At 45.6% G+C, this 15779-nt stretch carries 16 protein-coding genes and 2 pseudogenes; 8 read left to right on the top strand and 10 right to left on the bottom strand.

Annotation, left to right across the window (positions count from 1 at the left end; translation table 11 throughout):
* Positions 1 to 146: 146 nt before the first annotated feature.
* From nthA to ACEW9I_RS09575, 4 genes are all read right to left on the bottom strand, one after another.
* Complete coding sequence (nthA, locus tag ACEW9I_RS09590) at positions 147 to 770, bottom strand: nitrile hydratase subunit alpha (RefSeq protein ID WP_373540123.1); 624 nt, start codon at positions 768 to 770, stop codon at positions 147 to 149.
* A 12-nt stretch (positions 771 to 782) separates the two neighbouring features.
* Positions 783 to 1532, bottom strand: a complete 750-nt coding sequence (nthB, locus tag ACEW9I_RS09585) for a nitrile hydratase subunit beta (protein ID WP_373540122.1) — start codon at positions 1530 to 1532, stop codon at positions 783 to 785.
* A 157-nt stretch (positions 1533 to 1689) separates the two neighbouring features.
* The gene (locus tag ACEW9I_RS09580; protein WP_373540121.1) at positions 1690 to 2682 is read right to left on the bottom strand and encodes a GTP-binding protein; all 993 of its coding nucleotides are present in this window, start codon (positions 2680 to 2682) and stop codon (positions 1690 to 1692) included.
* 14 nt (positions 2683 to 2696) lie between these two features.
* Positions 2697 to 3659, bottom strand: coding sequence for a formylglycine-generating enzyme family protein (locus ACEW9I_RS09575; protein ID WP_373540120.1), 963 nt, complete (start codon positions 3657 to 3659; stop codon positions 2697 to 2699).
* A 403-nt stretch (positions 3660 to 4062) separates the two neighbouring features.
* On the opposite strand from ACEW9I_RS09575, the gene ACEW9I_RS09570 reads away from it, so the two are divergent.
* The 4 genes from ACEW9I_RS09570 to ureG are packed head-to-tail and all read left to right on the top strand — an operon-like array spanning position 4063 to position 7123.
* Positions 4063 to 4374 (top strand): urease subunit gamma, encoded by a 312-nt coding sequence (locus ACEW9I_RS09570; protein ID WP_015159752.1) that lies wholly within the window; start codon positions 4063 to 4065, stop codon positions 4372 to 4374.
* Positions 4375 to 4381: 7 nt separating this feature from the next.
* Positions 4382 to 4804, top strand: a complete 423-nt coding sequence (locus tag ACEW9I_RS09565) for an urease subunit beta (protein WP_373540119.1) — start codon at positions 4382 to 4384, stop codon at positions 4802 to 4804.
* On the top strand, positions 4794 to 6500 hold the full coding sequence (ureC, locus tag ACEW9I_RS09560) for an urease subunit alpha (RefSeq protein ID WP_373540118.1): 1707 nt from the start codon (positions 4794 to 4796) through the stop codon (positions 6498 to 6500). Before ACEW9I_RS09565 ends, ureC begins: the two co-directional genes overlap by 11 nt.
* Before the next feature lie 2 nt (positions 6501 to 6502).
* Entirely contained in the window at positions 6503 to 7123 is a 621-nt protein-coding gene (gene ureG, locus ACEW9I_RS09555; protein WP_373540117.1) for an urease accessory protein UreG, read from the top strand.
* Between the two features lie 214 nt (positions 7124 to 7337).
* Here the strand turns inward: ureG and ACEW9I_RS09550 are convergent, their stop codons facing one another.
* Genes ACEW9I_RS09550 through ACEW9I_RS09540 form a run of 3 tightly spaced genes read right to left on the bottom strand, consistent with a single transcriptional unit; the run spans position 7338 to position 8467 of the window.
* Positions 7338 to 7727 (bottom strand): hypothetical protein, encoded by a 390-nt coding sequence (locus ACEW9I_RS09550; protein WP_373540116.1) that lies wholly within the window; start codon positions 7725 to 7727, stop codon positions 7338 to 7340.
* Complete coding sequence (locus ACEW9I_RS09545; protein ID WP_373540115.1) at positions 7724 to 8293, bottom strand: hypothetical protein; 570 nt, start codon at positions 8291 to 8293, stop codon at positions 7724 to 7726. Before ACEW9I_RS09545 ends, ACEW9I_RS09550 begins: the two co-directional genes overlap by 4 nt.
* Before the next feature lie 36 nt (positions 8294 to 8329).
* Complete coding sequence (locus tag ACEW9I_RS09540; protein ID WP_373540124.1) at positions 8330 to 8467, bottom strand: hypothetical protein; 138 nt, start codon at positions 8465 to 8467, stop codon at positions 8330 to 8332.
* A gap of 185 nt (positions 8468 to 8652) precedes the next feature.
* On the opposite strand from ACEW9I_RS09540, the pseudogene ACEW9I_RS09535 reads away from it, so the two are divergent.
* A pseudogene (locus ACEW9I_RS09535) lies at positions 8653 to 9048 on the top strand (GTP-binding protein); the annotation flags it as partial.
* Between the two features lie 550 nt (positions 9049 to 9598).
* Here ACEW9I_RS09535 and ACEW9I_RS09530 read toward each other — a convergent pair.
* A complete protein-coding gene (locus tag ACEW9I_RS09530) occupies positions 9599 to 11251 on the bottom strand; it encodes a pentapeptide repeat-containing protein (RefSeq protein WP_373540114.1) in 1653 nt (550 codons plus the stop codon).
* Positions 11252 to 11658: 407 nt separating this feature from the next.
* Between ACEW9I_RS09530 and ACEW9I_RS09525 the strand changes: the two genes are divergently transcribed.
* Positions 11659 to 12540, top strand: a complete 882-nt coding sequence (locus ACEW9I_RS09525; RefSeq protein ID WP_373540113.1) for an urease accessory protein UreD — start codon at positions 11659 to 11661, stop codon at positions 12538 to 12540.
* On the top strand, positions 12537 to 13049 hold the full coding sequence (locus tag ACEW9I_RS09520; protein WP_373540112.1) for an urease accessory protein UreE: 513 nt from the start codon (positions 12537 to 12539) through the stop codon (positions 13047 to 13049). The genes ACEW9I_RS09525 and ACEW9I_RS09520 overlap by 4 nt, the downstream gene beginning before the upstream one ends.
* Positions 13050 to 13284: 235 nt before the next feature.
* Here ACEW9I_RS09520 and ACEW9I_RS09515 read toward each other — a convergent pair whose 3' ends face one another.
* Positions 13285 to 14130, bottom strand: a complete 846-nt coding sequence (locus tag ACEW9I_RS09515) for an Rpn family recombination-promoting nuclease/putative transposase (RefSeq protein WP_373540111.1) — start codon at positions 14128 to 14130, stop codon at positions 13285 to 13287.
* Between the two features lie 418 nt (positions 14131 to 14548).
* Between ACEW9I_RS09515 and ACEW9I_RS09510 the strand changes: the two genes are divergently transcribed.
* Complete coding sequence (locus tag ACEW9I_RS09510; protein ID WP_373540110.1) at positions 14549 to 15235, top strand: urease accessory protein UreF; 687 nt, start codon at positions 14549 to 14551, stop codon at positions 15233 to 15235.
* 403 nt (positions 15236 to 15638) lie between these two features.
* Here ACEW9I_RS09510 and ACEW9I_RS09505 read toward each other — a convergent pair.
* Positions 15639 to 15779 (bottom strand): annotated as a pseudogene (locus ACEW9I_RS09505) (photosystem II q(b) protein); the annotation flags it as partial.

Here is a 15779-nt window from a genome sequence, read left to right as displayed (position 1 = left end):
TACCGATTAGAAATCTTGCTTGTATCTCCTTTGAGCTTAACTAAAAATTATCATTGGCGATCGTCGCTAGACGACGCGCTTCGAGTGAGCGTGCTTCGAGATTCGCTCACTCGATCGTATGACTTATTCAGCAAGCCCTATGTAGTTTAAGCAACCTTAATCTTGCCGACACCCATCATCGATTCGGGGGTAACGATCGCCGCCAATTGGGCTTCAGTCATCTTGGCTGTGCCCTGTGGCCGTTCTGGTAACACCGACCAGCGAATCTGGGCACTACTATCCCACACATTGATTTCTACGGCTGGATCGATCGTCAAGCCAAATTCTTTCAGTACGGCGCGGGGTTCCCTAACTGCGCGGGCGCGGAAGGTGGGATCTTTGAACCAGTAGGGCGGCAAACCTAAAGTAGGCCAGGGGTAGCAAGAACAGAGGGTGCAGACAATCAAATTATGCACCTTGGCGGTATTTTCGACTATTTTCAGGTGTTCACCTTCGGCACCAGACATCCCTGGGGGAAACTTCATCTCGGCGATCGCGGCATTGGCATCTTGCAACAACCGCGCCTTAAAAGCTGGATCGACCCACGCACGAGCCACGATTTTTGCCCCATTGAACGGACCCATTTCTGTCTTGAAATACTTCAAGACTTTATCCACTGTCGCCCCCGTAATCACACCTTTCTTAACCAGCAGAGCCTCTAAAGCACGCACTCTAGCCGCACTGTAGGTTTCGCGATCGGTATCATACTTAAAATGCTCGTATCCACTCATAAAATTTCCTCCTCAAGCAGCTTCCAGATAGGTTTCAAATAGATCGTCGTAGTAAGTCGAATTGGGTTCGCTCTTGTCTTTGCCCCACAGATCGGCAGGATTAAAAGACACCAGATAGACAGGCATGGGCGCACCGATACCATCAGGTCCAGTCGAGAAGAAGTAGTTGTAACCGTCTGGATAAACCAAATAAACAACGCCTGTTTTGCCCCGAAGATGACCTGGGAGCCGCGTATGATCGACGACCATCGGGTCTTTGACCTTCACCTTCATCCCTGTCGTAAACTTGGGCTTGGTGGCGATCGGTCGCTTCGGTGAATCGCCTTCGCGGAGATATTTCACAACTTGGGTATCGATCGCCGGATTCCCTCCGGCTGGTGGTGTAAAGCTCTTCAACTTGGGGCGAGAGAGATAGTTGGCTGTGGCTGCATCTAGTTCGGCTTTGGAGATATAACCCTTCTCAATAAAGAAGCCCGAAATACCGCCCAACCATTTTTCGTAATAGCGCAACCGGAAGTAGTCAAATGGCTGCATCCCTTCGGCTCCAGCGCGGAGATGTCCCCACGTCCAAAAATCCTTGAATTTGGTGGGTACTTTCTTAATCTGGTACTTGGGTAAGGCGGTATCGAGGTGATTGCTCAGTGCCATCATCGCCACATGAATCCCAAAAATACGCTCTTCCCAAGGCTGGACAAATACCTTTTTTTCGGTGCTGACGGGGCCGAGATTTTCAACGCCGCCCAAATAATGCTGTAGCTTCATCTCTTGTTCTCCTATCCAATTGGTAAGTTAGTCTGTATCTAAAATCAGCCACCGACTTCAACGGGTGTTTCCAATACTTCTCGTTTAAGAACTGCTAACGACTGAAGTCGCCGCTAGTGATGCAAAGTCCGCCTACGCGGACTAACTAGTTTTTAGATTAACCGAGAAGTATTGGTATTGCGGGTGTTTCCAGTCGGCAAGCGTCAAACTCAGCCTTTAACTGCTGTTCATCTAAATTGCGTCCAATGAATACTAGTTCGGTACGGCGGACTTCGCTTGGCTGCCAGGGTTTACCTGGTCTACCATCTAGGGTCATGTGTACCCCTTGAAAGACAAATCGCCGCGCTTCGTCATCCAAGTTGACGATCCCCTTCATCCGAAAAATATCGGCACCGCGATCTTGCGCCAGTTGATAGAGCCAGCGGTTGACCTTGGTACTACTGAAACTGCCCGTAGTGCTAATCCCGACGGAAGCGATCGACAGATCGTGCTCGTGGGCATCCTCGGTCAAAAATTGGGGGTCGATCCTCAGAGCCTGTTTCAGGTCGAAGGCTTTTAAACCCAATATTTTATCCAGGTCGATTTGACAATTCTGGGTGCGGTACAATTTGGCGATCGCATTCATCCCGCGCACCCGCTGTTCTAGCTCATCCAGAATCGTGGGGGAAACCAAATCGCTTTTGTTTAAGATAACTACATCGGCAAAAGCAATTTGCTCTTGAGCTTCGCTGCTATCCCAGTGCTCCCAAATATGCTTGGCATCGACGACTGTCACGATCGCATCCAGCTCGGTTTGGGCATGAAGTAGTTCATCGACAAAGAAAGACTGGATGACTGGAGCCGGATCGGCAAGTCCGGTGGTTTCAATCAGTAAGGCATCAAACCGATCGCGCCGTGCCAGCAGCTTGCCGATCGTCCGAATCAGATCGCCCCTAATGGTGCAACAGATACAGCCATTATTCATCTCCAAGATTTCTTCATCGGTACCAATCACGAGCTGGCGATCGATCCCAACTTCGCCAAATTCATTCACAATCACGGCTATTTTTTGACCGTGATTAGCTGTCAAAATATGATTGAGCAGGGTGGTTTTACCAGCCCCTAGATAGCCCGTCAACACGGTCACAGGAATTTTATTAAACATGGACATCCCAGCATTCCTTACTAAGCACAGACAACTCGAAAGCCAATCATCCGATTGAGGGAATCAGCTTCATAGGCCGATCGACTGGCGGAACGCAACTGACTCGGATGGTCAGCCCAACTACCACCACGTAACGATCGCAGCTCTGAATCTCCATTTTTAATCCAGGCTTGACTATCCCTGGGCGCACCTTGGTAAGTTTCATGCCAGCAATCGGCACACCATTCCCACACGTTGCCGTGCATGTCATTTAGACCAAAGGCATTGGGAGCGAACCGATCGACATTGGTAGTTGTGGGTAGATACTCACTGGGAGATTCCGCCCCATAGGTAAATTGAGTACCGTAGTTAGCAAACTCCGAGGTGAGGGTTGCCCCAGTACTAAAGGGTGTGCTCGTTCCCGCACGAGCTGCATATTCCCACTCGGCTTCACTGGGCAACCGATAGTTGCGCTGGGTATGTTGCGACAGCCGATCGCAAAACTCGACCGCCTCTAACCAGGATACTGATTCGACTGGTCGATCGGCACCAACAAAATGGGCAGGATCGGGAATTAACGCTCGATTGACTGGCGGCAGTTGACTCACAGCCTGCCATTGAGCTTGGGCGATCGGATATTTTGACATGAAAAAAGGCTGGACTGCCACCCGATGCCCTGGTGTTTCGCTAGTCGATCGATCTATTTCGGGATGGGCGGCTCCCATCTCAAATTCACCCGCTGCAATTGCGACCATTGTTAAGGGAATACTCTCGCCTAGCTCAGTCGTAAAAAACTGAGCTTGTCGCGATCGATTGTTAATCTCTCGACCATTTAGATCGATCGTCGCAACATCAAAACTAACGGATTTTAGATCGCTCGCTAATTTCCTAAGTTGATTTTCTTGTTGATGATTGAAAGTTGTTGCTAATGATTTAGTACCGATGCCACTGAATAAGGCGATACTACTCAAACTGGCATATTGAATTAACTGTCGCCTTTTCACGATAAATTGTCTCCAAGCCCCGTAGATAATAACGAAATAGCTGGAAAAAGAAATGATTATTTGATTTTATTTCACAATAATCGTAGTGCTTCGATCGCTACAAACTCGATCTCTATCGATCTCATAATACAGCTTGCAAAGCTGTTAAAATTGTTATGCCTTAGTTTTTACGAGATTAATCTATCACGGAGATTTAGATAATTATGTTTTGCAGGATACTATTCTCTTGATTTTCGTAAAATCGCGACCGACTTGCTAGATCTATATTTTAGTTACATATCAACTTGACAATAATATCGGTCGATCGAACCAGGAATAGTAAATTTATTGTAACTTTCACTACTTATTACTGAGACAAGAAGCAACATAATTCGAGTGTTATTAGACCATTTGCAGAGTTGATATGTACTTAACTCCCAGAGAGGTTGAACGGCTGACTGTGTTTACAGCAGCCGAAATCGCCCGTCGTCGGAAGGAAAAAGGTCTCAAGCTGAATGTGCCGGAAGCGATCGCCTATATTATTGATGCCACGATCGAAGGCGCACGCGAAGATAAATCCGTGGCACAACTGATGTCTGAAGGAGCGACTTTATTGACGACCGAGGATGTCTTACCAGGCGTAACTGAGCTGATCCCGATGATTCAGGTGGAAGCGCACTTTGCCGATGGGACTAAGCTAGTCAGTATTCACAATCCAATCCGTAGCCCTGGATGAACATGCGATGACAAATATCCCCACCTCAAATGCCCCAACTTCCTTTCCTGGTGAAGTACTCTGCGAAGCTGGCTCATTGCAACTAAATGCTGGCCGAGAGACTAAAACCCTGACAGTAGCAAACTTAGGCGATCGACCGATCCAAATTGGCTCCCATTACCATTTTCTAGAAGTTAATCGGGCGTTGCAGTTCGATCGCGCCCAAGCTTATGGATTTCGGTTGGACATTCCGGCTGGGACGGCGATTAGATTTGAGCCAGGAGATACCAAAACTGTCGCATTAGTAGCGATCGGTGGCACCAGACATATCCAAGGACTAAATAGCTTGGTAAATCAGGCGTTAGATGCTCCCAATGCCAAAGAAATGGCGATGGAGCGGGTGCAAAGATTGGGCTACAGCACAATAGCAGAGGAAAGTCATGGAAATTAGTCGGGAGCGTTATGCCGAGCTATTTGGCCCCACCACAGGCGATCGGATTCGGTTGGGGGATACATCATTAATTGCCGAAGTCCAGCGAGATACTACTGTCTATGGTGATGAGTGTGTTTTTGGCGGTGGTAAAACTCTCCGTGATGGTTTGGGCTTAGCTTCTGGGGTGACAGCGGCGGAAGGAGCCTTGGATCTGGTGATTACCAATGTTGTGCTGATTGACCCCGTACAGGGGATTGTCAAGACAGACATTGGCATCAAGGATGGCAAGATTGTCGGGATTGGTAAAGCGGGCAATCCTGGTGTGATGGATGGAGTACAGCCTAACCTGATTATTAGTGCCAATACCGATGTGCGATCGGCTGAAGGTTTAATTGCTACTCCAGGTGGAATTGATTGTCACGTTCACTTCGATAGTGCGGGACTCTGTGCCGAGGCACTTTCTAGCGGATTAACGACGATGATTGGGGGTGGATTGGGACCAGTCACCGTGGGTATTTGCTCAGGTGGAGCCTATAATATGGGCTTAATGTTGCAAGCTTCTGAAGGATTTGCGATTAACTTTGGCTTTTTGGGTAAAGGGAGTTCGAGTCTCCCAGCAAGTCTCGTCGAGCAAATCGAAGGCGGTGCGATCGGGCTAAAAATTCATGAGGATTGGGGCGCAATGCCTGCTCTGATTGACACCTGTCTCTCTGTTGCCGATCTGCATGACTTTCAAGTCCAAATTCATACTGATACGCTTAATGAGTCAGGTTATGTGGAAGATACGCTAGCAGCGATTCGTGGTCGAACGATCCACATGTACCATACCGAAGGTGCTGGCGGTGGACATGCTCCCGACATCATTAAGGTAGCTTCCTATTCTCACTGTCTCCCTTCTTCTACTAATCCTACTAATCCCTATACGGTCAATACCTTTGATGAACATTTAGATATGGTGATGGTTTGCCATCACCTTAATCCAAAAGTTCCCGAAGATGTCGCCTTTGCTGAATCCCGTATTCGCGCCGAAACTATTGCAGCAGAAGATATTCTGCATGATATGGGAGCAATCAGCATGATGGGTTCCGATAGTCAGGGTATGGGCAGGATTGGCGAAGTCATCTGTCGCACTTGGCAATTGGCTTCCAAAATGAAAGACCAACGGGGCGCACTGCCAGAAGATAGCGATCGCCATGATAATCAACGGATTTTGCGTTACATCGCCAAGTACACAATTAATCCTGCCAAAACCTGTGGAATTGATTCCCATGTAGGTTCGATCGAGCCAGGTAAAATCGCGGATATTGTGCTGTGGCATCCTGGTTATTTTGGGATCAAGCCAGAGCTAGTAATTAAGGGTGGCTTTATCGCTTGGTCGCCGATGGGTGAATCAAACGCCTCGCTGATGACTTGCGAACCAATCCTGTATCGTCCGCAATGGGGCAGCTATGGCAGTGCCAAGCAGTCTACTTCTTTTTGCTTTGTGACTCAGACAGCTCTAGATTGTGGTTTAGCCGATAAGCTCAAACTTCGCAAGCAATTATTGCCAGTCAAAAACACCCGATCTCTGCGCAAGGCAGATATGTTGCATAACAATGCCTGTCCAGAAATAGAAGTCGATCCCGATACTTTTCAGGTGCGGGTAAATGGTGATATTGCCACCTGCGAACCTGTCTCGCGGGTTCCCCTGGGTCGGTTGTATATCTTTAGGTAAACATGAAAAAATCAGTGGCGCGGTTGGGTGTCGGGGGGCCAGTCGGCAGTGGCAAAACGGCTCTACTGGAAAGGTTATTACCCTTACTCATGCAGCAAGGGATCGAAGTAGCTGTAGTAACAAACGATCTGTTGACGCAAGAAGATGCCGATCGACTCAAGCGTCAAGGCATCTTACCCGCTAACCGAATTGTGGGAGTAGAAACAGGCAGTTGCCCCCATACAGCGATTCGCGAAGATCCGACGATGAATTTGTTGGCAATCCGCAACCTAGAGCGAACTTTCCCCGAACTCGATCTGGTGTTTGTCGAAAGCGGTGGCGACAATTTGGCTTCGACATTTAGCTATGACTTAATTGATGCCTATATTTTTGTGCTGGATGTGGGCGCAGGCGATGATATTCCCCGCAAAAATGGGCCGGGATTTATCCAAGCAGATCTGGTGGTAATTAACAAAATTGATATTGCGCCCTATGTGGGAGCCGACCTGAACATCATCGATCGCGATGCTAAAGAACGACGAAAAGGCAAGCCGATCGCTTATACCAACTGTAAAACGGGGGAAGGATTAGATCGGGTGATGCAGTTCATCTTTGACAAATTACTATTTCAGCCTGTGCGATAACTAGCTCGATGATCCAAGGAGCGGCTATGTATCGAATTAAAACGATCGAGCCTTTATTGAGGGGCGATCTTCCAGGCATGGTTAAGTTTGGTCGATCGATCGAATGTATATATAACGTCCCCGTTCACCCGCCGGAAGTAACCTCTTGGACTCACCAATCAATTCAATCTGGTCGGTGTGCAACGGGATTGTTAGACCGTGCCACCAATAGACACTATCGATCGACCAACCCTTGCAATGCCTTAATGTCAGGGTCAATTCCTTGACGCTTCAGATATTGGCTCAAATTGATCTGGATGAATAAATCTTTAAGTTCTTCAGCTATTTCTAGGGGCGGATTGCCAGCTAATGCAGTTGCGATTAGGTGTTCTGCGGCTTGTAACTCGCCACACTCGATCGCTAGAGATGCAGCACTTCGATGAAGGACAGAACGAGTGGGTTCTGCACCAAGATCGCTAGCGACTAAAGTAGCAGCTTGGACTTCTCGTTCAAAGGCTTGGCGTGTTAAATGTACAGACTGTTCGACCGAACCTCTTAAACGAGCGACTGCCGCTGCTTCCGCTAAATCCATTGCTTGTTGGTGGAGCGTTTGAATTTGATTCATTGAAGTAAGGCTCCTTCTGGGTTCTGTTTTGCACTAACGATCGAAATTGGGCGGCTGAACTCTACTACTATAATATAGGCTGGCAACCCTTCTATATCAGATGCTCTCGTTTGTTCAGTTTTCTGCTTGACTCTGGCATTGATCTGACTTCGACTACCCTTACGAATTCCAGAAACTTCCAGCCGAGCCATGCGCTGAAACGGCAGCATCGAGTTTGAATCTTGATTTCCCAGCCAGTAGTCAAATCCAGTTCCCTTCCGAGAGCGTTCAATCACCGTTAGATCGGTTAGTTGCAGAATTAATAGCAATGCAATACCATAAGCTGCTTGCTCGGTCGTATACTCTTCATCATTCCAGCATCGTCTTGCTTGTTCTGTAACGGGCTGCCAATCTAATTGGAACCGAGTGGAAAATTCCCCTTCGATTTCGAGGATCACTCCTGGCACATGAGCTTCATCCGTTAGACAAATTGCACCCGCTTCGGCGATCGCAGCTCCAAAAGCGGGTGTGATTGCAGGCAGCCCTCGATCGAGTTGCTGTAAATTTAAGATTTGAACCTGGCTCAAAATGGTATTTTTCTATACGAAACTAGTTGCTCAATTTTACTTCCAGTTTGTGTCGATCGCCACAATCTTGCCCTCATTGCCTGCTTCGACTTGCTGCCGAATACCAGACTCATAGAATTCTTGCCCACGTCGAGCCAACTCCTCTTTGCTGTAACGCCGTTGACGGACTGCCATAGGTTTATTTCTCGGTTTCAACATTTTCCCTTGGACAATGGAGGGGGAGATCGATGAAGCAATGTTAGGGAGCAAACAAGAAGCAGTTGGATTTCCCTCGTCAACCCAACCTACAAAATCAGCGATCACTTCGCAAACAACTTTTACCAGTCAAAAATACTAGAGCTTTGAGCAAAGCAGATATGTTACATGAAGATCCGACAATGAATTTGTTGGCAATCCGCAACCTAGAGCGAACTTTCCCAGAACTCGATCTAGTGTTTGTCGAAAGCGGTGGCGACAATCTGGCATCAACATTTAGCTATGACTTAATTGATGCCTATATTTTTGTGCTGGATGTGGGTGCAGGCGATGATATTCCCCGCAAAAATGGGCCAGGGTTTATCCAAGCAGATCTTGTGGTAATTAACAAAATCGATCTTGCGCCCTATGTAGGAGCCGACCTGAACATCATCGATCGCGATGCTACAGAAAGACGAAAAGGCAAGCCGATCGCCTATACCAACTGTAAAACGGGTGAAGGATTAGATCGAGTGATGCAGTTCATCTTTGACAAATTACTATTTCAGTCCGTTCGATAACTAGCTCGATGCTCCAATCAGAGGCTAAGTATCGAATTAAAACGATCGAGCCTTTATTGAGGGGCGATCTTCCAGGCATGGTTAAGTTTGGTCGATCGATTCTCCGTTGGAGAGGCTATTGCAGGGCAAACGCTCCGCTACCGCCAACGAATGTATAGGCATGAATATCGATGTGATTTCGATCGAACAGTTGCACTAGATCGATTGCATCATTAAGTGGCCATTTCGGGATAGTATTTCATTCCTAAACTAGAGAATTGCCAAAGTTGTTAATGCAAAATACTTCGGATAAATTTTGTATGAATTGTCGATCTGGATTCATGCTATTCGCTACAGAGCGTAATAGCAATTAGCATTGTATCTCAGCTATATAACGCCCTCGTTCACCCGTCGCTAATAACCTCTCTGGCTAAACGAGAAGACTCTATACGGTCGGCGTGCAACGGGATTGTTAGACCGGACCTGAACAACTTTATCTACTTTATATGCCTTGATTGCAATTTGACCACTCTTCCCATTCAAATCTTCGGCAAATAACTACGTTCGGTTATTATTTGTCTACTGTGTTATCACTCCGTACTTTACCATCTGGCATAATTGTTCTATGGAAAATAGCCCCATCCAAAATAGTTCCATCTAAATTCGCTCTCTCTAAATTCGCTTCACTTAAATCTGCTCCACTGAGATTTGAACCAGTAAGGTCACGACTACTTAGATCAGATCCTCTCAAGTTAGCAGCAGTTAAATCAGTATAAGTCAAATCTACAGATGTAAAATGAAATCCTTGAAGATCAGCTCCTGTTCCCAGGTACTTAATACCCGCAGGAATGATGTCATCAGGAAATATAGTGCTTGAGTCATAAAAAGCGCCATCAAAGCGAGTTCCAATCAAAAGACTACCTTCAAGGTCTGTACCACATAGGTTTGCGCCACCAAAGCTTGCATTACTAAGGTCAGCATTTCTAAAGTTTGCGCCCCGTAAGTTGGCGCGACAAAAATCTGTTGATCTTAAAATGGCGCAATTCAAATTTGTCCCTTTAAGATTTACCTGATTCATTCCCAAATTGGAGAAATTGGCTCCGTGCAAATCTAACCCATGTAAGTCATAGCATGAGAAAATATGCTTTCTAGTGTACCTTCTATTTTTATCTGGCTCTTCAGCAAATCTTGAAAAGTCTGCCTCTGGGATTAGTTGAATTGCTGTAGAAAGATATATATCCGCAGGAAAGTCACTTGGAAAGATAGTTTCAGGACTATAAATAATATCAGTGAAGTTAGCATTATTCATAGTGGCATCAATGAAATTTGCTCGTATTAAACTAGCATTACTAAAATTTGCATTGATCAGAATTGCTTTGGTAAAATCTGCATCGTCTAGAAAAGCTCGTGTCATGTCTGCGCCAGTAAGGTCTGCACCGCTCAGATTAGCTTGTCTTAACGAAGAAATAACACCAGAAGTACATATTTTTGTTCCTCGCATATTGGCATTCTTGAAATTAGATCCATCTAAAGAAGCACCATAGAAAGAACTATTTTCTAAGTTGGCATTTTCCAGATTAGCGTTTCTTAGACAAGCCTCTAGTAGATCTGAGTGACTCAAATCAGCATTCTGTAGGTTAATTCCTGTGAGGTCGAGACCTGAAGGAAACTTTATACCAGAAAGTTTGCATCCACTGAAATCGAAATGCCTTAGTTCAGAGAACTTCCACTGATTCCAGCCATCATAATCTGCCGAAAAATCTCTTGTCCCTGAATTATAGTAATTAACAAATTTTTCTTTAGTTAATACTTGGTTATCACTTATCGCGTCAAAACAAGGCTCAAAATCTTCTCCGGAAAGATTAACATTAGTCAAGTTAGCTTGACTAATGTTAGCGCTGCTCCAGCGACATTCCCGTATTGAAGCTCCTTCTAAATTTGCACCCTTTAAACTTGCATATTCAAAATCGCTTTCATAAAGTTCAGCACCTGTCAAATCTGCTCCGTCAAGAATTGCATAGCGCAAATTTGTTGAGGAAAACCGAGCGCTGGCTAATACGGTATTGCTTAGATTAGCTCCATGTAGTTCGGCATCGAGGAAATTAACACCACTCAGATTTGCAGCACTAAGATCCACACCCAAGAGGTTAGCTTTACTTAGATCCACTTGAGAAAAATCTCTTTCTCCAGCGTTATAACGTCTTATTAACTCTTCCCTATCCATATTTTACGGTGAAAGCTAAATGTTTCTATGTAATATTCTACACTGTCAACGTCAAATATAGCTTAATAATTGTCAGTCTAACTATTTTGGAGTTGAAATATTAGTTGACTCAACATGGTTGTTATCCTCGATTGGTATGTCACAATTTTGGCCAAGGGAGATAATTAAAGCAATTATCTCTGAGGTAATCACCAGTTGTTATCTGGGCAATTCTTGCCATGCAGAAACATATAACCACCCGCGATCGTCAACCCGATTCATTGGTCAGAAGGTTTAAAGTTTAGTGGGTACATGCAGCTTTTAAGAAAGTGGCATCGCTCCACACAGATTAAAAGCAGTATCGAGCGGGAAGATGGTCAGGAAGGATTGGACAAGACAAGTAAAATTATGGAGAAAACGCGATCGATATGTTAGCAGAACTCATCGCTTCACCTCTAACTACGCTAAACCCTCCAGTTTCCCCGCAACAACTCACCCTCGAGATGGGAATCGATCGATTGGGGCGATCGTTTGTGTATCGTCAGTATGCAACCTATCCGTTTCGGCTGTCCCGTCCGTTAAGGCTCGACCCCACCGATGCCCATCGCGCTTATCTATACATTATGAATTCCTCTCCTGGGCTGTTGGCAGGAGATCGCTTTCAAATCGGGGCAAAATTACGCGATCGCACCAGTCTATATCTCACCGATCAGTCAGCCTCAAAAGTCCATCTGATGCCATGTGGTCAGGTTGCCCGGATTCGTTATGACTTTGAGATTGGTGCAGGGGCAAGTTTGGAGTTTGTTCCTGAACCATTGATTCTCTATCGCGATGCCAATCTGGAGCAGACTATCCAAATAGCGATCGCCCCAACAGGGAACCTGTTTCTAAGCGAAATCATGATTCCTGGACGGTTAGCAAGGGGAGAATGCTTTCATTTTAGTCAGTACTTCAGTCGTTTAAAAGTCTGTACCACTGATGGAGATTTGGTCTTTACCGATGCGATGCGGTTGCTGGGGAAATCTGAACCTCTAACTAACAACCCAATTTTTACATCTCAACCAATTCTTGCCAGCATAATTTTAGTTGCGCCAGAAGGCGATTTACAATCTCTGGAACGGGATTTAGAAGAGTTTGTCCAAACCGATCCAGAGTTAACTGCCGCCTGTTCGCCCTTGCCCAACTGTAATGGTTTGCTAGTGCGCGCGATGTCATCAAACGTACCGATCCTTAAAGCCTATATCAACTATGCTTTGACCAGAATGCGACATCTCAACGGTCAACCACCTTTACCGGAGATCCCCAAATGACAGTCCTAACCGAAACCTACTTAGGTAATCAAGCAATCGATCGATCTCTACAGCAGCAAGTATTGCAAGCTCAAGAAGCAGGAACCTTGCTAGAGGTCTATTTGCAACCAGCAGATAGTGGCAAAGGGCGGATTCATGCTTTTTCGACAACGGGCATTGAGCTAGGCATCATTAAGAGCCGGGAGCAGTCCCTCGGAACAGGAGATTTGTTCGCGATGCAATCTGGACAATTACTGTTAGTCAATCTCACTGAGCAAACTGTGATGACGCTAAGTGTTAGTGGTGATGTATCAAAACATGCGATTGACTTAATCTATCTGGGGCATGTACTTGGAAATCATCACTGGCCGATTTTAGTACATGGCGATCGCATTTATGTAGAAATGGCAGCTGATCGTGCCGTAATGGAAACCACCGTAAGAAACGTCAACATTCCAAACTTATGTATTGACTACGAAGTTCGCTCTTCCGCTAATCAGATTCAATTTTCTGCCCATTCTCATCACTAATTAAGTAGGCATGACATTCGATCGGGCGATCGATGTGAGCGTTCGATCGTTGCCATTAGGATCGATCGTCATCAAACTGAAACAGATACGAAAACTAGGTCGATCGTTAATAGTCGATTACCTCCGGTAGGCTACGCCAACGCTTTGTAATATTCGATCGTGAAAACTCAACTAGAGCCAGATATTTACAGTCGATCGCGATTTGGGAGATTTGATTGATTTGCACGATCGATCGTTAATTTTGACTCAACCAAGCTTCTAGATCGACGATCGAATTAAAATCGAATAGAGCCTCACCAAGAGATTCTACATTTTCGAGCGAGAGCGTAGAAACCTTAGCTTGAAGCTGTGGCGATAGATTCCCTAACTTGCGATTTAGAAGCCTGAGTATTAATGCTCTTTCCCGCTGTAATCCAATTTCTCGTTCCTCATCCTTCCCCTCGACTTTGCCCTCAGCCTTAGCTTCTTGATAAACTCGCGTCTGTTGTAACTCAATCCCCAGCATCACATCCACCTCATCTCGACTCAATGAATTAAACTTATAAACCACGATCTTGGTTATCATCTCAATTATATCTCGATCGCCACCAGAGCGTTCGATCGCCGATCTAGCTTGAATTTTCGCTTCATCCCCCTCCAGCGTCGTTAACACCATCAATCCCACACCAATCGACAACTCTTCAATCTCACCCAACTCATCCAGAAACACGCGCAGTATACGACCGCTAGCTAACAACTCCTGCACTGTACTGGTATTAGATTGCTCCATACTTCTAGTTGGGTAAATAACCACCGCTTGCCAATCAGAAAGTCGCTCGCGATTGCGGTAAACATAAATGCTAATCTCGCTTACCATCCGCTCGTATAGTGTCTCATCTTTCTGAAACTGCGCCTCACTGAAATAGACAATTCCAGAGCGATCTGGTGGTAGAAATACCCCATCCATTCTAAAACCAGTTTCCTTCACCTCAACCGCCTCAAAAGTGTATCGAGCGGCATTTGCTGGCGGTTGTGGTAGCAACTCGAATAGTAGAGTAGGCGATTGTTGAAATAATTGATAGAAAATCGTATCGCGGCGCATAGATATAAATACATACTTATTACTATTTTACCAGTCGATTGAGAGCATCATAATTAGATAAAGTTGTCAATTTCGACCAACTCAATTGTCGTACCAATACCCAAGATATTATCGGCCAAATCTCCAGAATTGAATATGATTTTGTCAGCAATAAAATTGCAGAATATCTCACCGTCGATACTGGGAAAATCAGAAAAGGCGATGGGCTTGTAACCGCATTACTATTATCTGCAATGTCAAATCCTGTGATTCTGTCAGACTCACTCGTAGACAATTATGATAGGATGTGGGGAACATTTTGTTTTTTTGGTTGTGTCCTTACAACCTTATTATTCTTTGCTTCCTTTCGATCTGTTCCCCTTCTAGACTGGCTTTTGCATCGTTGTCATCCCTTAAGAATTATCACTAATCGATTGTTATGATTGATTCCCGTCTCGCCCTGATGCAATTGTCTGATTCTTTTTTCCCATCGGGTTCCTTCACACTTTCCCACGGTTTGGAAGCAATGGTGCAAACCAATCAGATTCATAATCCTCAGGATATCGAAACATTTCTCTATTTGTTGCTACATAACAAGGTGGGTTGTTCAGATTTAATCGCCCTCATTCATGCCTACCGCGCCAGCACCAATAACGATCTGACGGAAGTGCGGCGAGCGGATGCCTGTTTGTATGCCCAGATGTTAATTCAGACGACTCGTGAAGCTCAGCAGCGCAGCGGACAGGCTTTGCTACTTGTAGCCCGATCGACTTGGCACGATCCTCAACTAGAAGCATTGCAGGAAGATGTTGATATCAACAAAACGCCAGGTTTACATCCGATCGTGTTTGCGATCGTCGGGCGAGCAATACATCTGAGTGAACGCGATACAAGTTTTGCATTCTTGCACAATTTTGTGACGGGGATTGTCAGTGCGGCAATCCGTTTGGGCATTTTGGGGCATTTGGGCGCACAGAGTATTTTATGCAAGATGGCAACAGAGATCGACGCGATTGTCTCTCAATCACTGTCGCTCTCTTTGGATGACATGTGGTCTTGTACACCTGCGATCGATATTGCCCAGATGTCCCACTATCGCTTGACTAGCAAACAGTTCTCAACGTAATTTATAGGTATTAATTCCGATCGAATATCAAGCAGCGATCGATGTCATCTTAGCGGAGAATGGCGCGATCGGGTGGGTAACTACGTCCGATCGCTTACTGCGCGCCTGCCCGATCTAATTAACTAGGGCTGAGAGCCTGACATAAGATAGTATGTGCCCGTTCTAAATTCAATCGCGGCGATTTTTTGGATCTGTAGAATTAAAGAGGAAAATTAACATAGCAGGTATGCGTCTAAGAGGATGTTTGGAAAGTATAAACAGGCACCAGTAGAGAAACGGTTGGCGATTTCAGTCAATACAGCAAAAATTTCGTGTCTCAATTCAACTACTAAATCAACCCCAACGCAAAAACCCCCTGACACTCATGTCAGGGGGTTTTTGCATTTATAAATCAAACCAAATCTTAACCGTTGATAGCAGGAGCAGTCAAAGCAACAGGAGTCGCTTCACCAGCAGCCAAGTCGAGCGGGAAGTTGTGTGCATTTCTTTCGTGCATTACTTCCATACCGAGGTTAGCGCGGTTGATGATGTCCGCCCAGGTATT

It is taken from the genome of Chamaesiphon sp. (genome assembly GCF_041738855.1).
Classification (GTDB): domain Bacteria; phylum Cyanobacteriota; class Cyanobacteriia; order Cyanobacteriales; family Chamaesiphonaceae; genus Chamaesiphon.
This window is presented reverse-complemented; position numbering and strand designations above follow the sequence as displayed.

What these genes read in the sequence shown, in the direction of transcription:
- nthA (WP_373540123.1), bottom strand. Translation starts at nt 770, where the DNA reads ATGAGTGGATACGAGCATTTTAAGTATGATACCGATCGCGAAACCTAC.
- nthB (WP_373540122.1), bottom strand. Translation starts at nt 1,532, where the DNA reads ATGAAGCTACAGCATTATTTGGGCGGCGTTGAAAATCTCGGCCCCGTC.
- ACEW9I_RS09580 (WP_373540121.1), bottom strand. Translation starts at nt 2,682, where the DNA reads ATGTCCATGTTTAATAAAATTCCTGTGACCGTGTTGACGGGCTATCTA.
- ACEW9I_RS09570 (WP_015159752.1), top strand. Translation starts at nt 4,063, where the DNA reads ATGTACTTAACTCCCAGAGAGGTTGAACGGCTGACTGTGTTTACAGCA.
- ACEW9I_RS09565 (WP_373540119.1), top strand. Translation starts at nt 4,382, where the DNA reads ATGACAAATATCCCCACCTCAAATGCCCCAACTTCCTTTCCTGGTGAA.
- ureC (WP_373540118.1), top strand. Translation starts at nt 4,794, where the DNA reads ATGGAAATTAGTCGGGAGCGTTATGCCGAGCTATTTGGCCCCACCACA.
- ureG (WP_373540117.1), top strand. Translation starts at nt 6,503, where the DNA reads ATGAAAAAATCAGTGGCGCGGTTGGGTGTCGGGGGGCCAGTCGGCAGT.
- ACEW9I_RS09550 (WP_373540116.1), bottom strand. Translation starts at nt 7,727, where the DNA reads ATGAATCAAATTCAAACGCTCCACCAACAAGCAATGGATTTAGCGGAA.
- ACEW9I_RS09540 (WP_373540124.1), bottom strand. Translation starts at nt 8,467, where the DNA reads ATGGCAGTCCGTCAACGGCGTTACAGCAAAGAGGAGTTGGCTCGACGT.
- ACEW9I_RS09530 (WP_373540114.1), bottom strand. Translation starts at nt 11,251, where the DNA reads ATGGATAGGGAAGAGTTAATAAGACGTTATAACGCTGGAGAAAGAGAT.
- ACEW9I_RS09525 (WP_373540113.1), top strand. Translation starts at nt 11,659, where the DNA reads ATGTTAGCAGAACTCATCGCTTCACCTCTAACTACGCTAAACCCTCCA.
- ACEW9I_RS09520 (WP_373540112.1), top strand. Translation starts at nt 12,537, where the DNA reads ATGACAGTCCTAACCGAAACCTACTTAGGTAATCAAGCAATCGATCGA.
- ACEW9I_RS09515 (WP_373540111.1), bottom strand. Translation starts at nt 14,130, where the DNA reads ATGCGCCGCGATACGATTTTCTATCAATTATTTCAACAATCGCCTACT.
- ACEW9I_RS09510 (WP_373540110.1), top strand. Translation starts at nt 14,549, where the DNA reads ATGATTGATTCCCGTCTCGCCCTGATGCAATTGTCTGATTCTTTTTTC.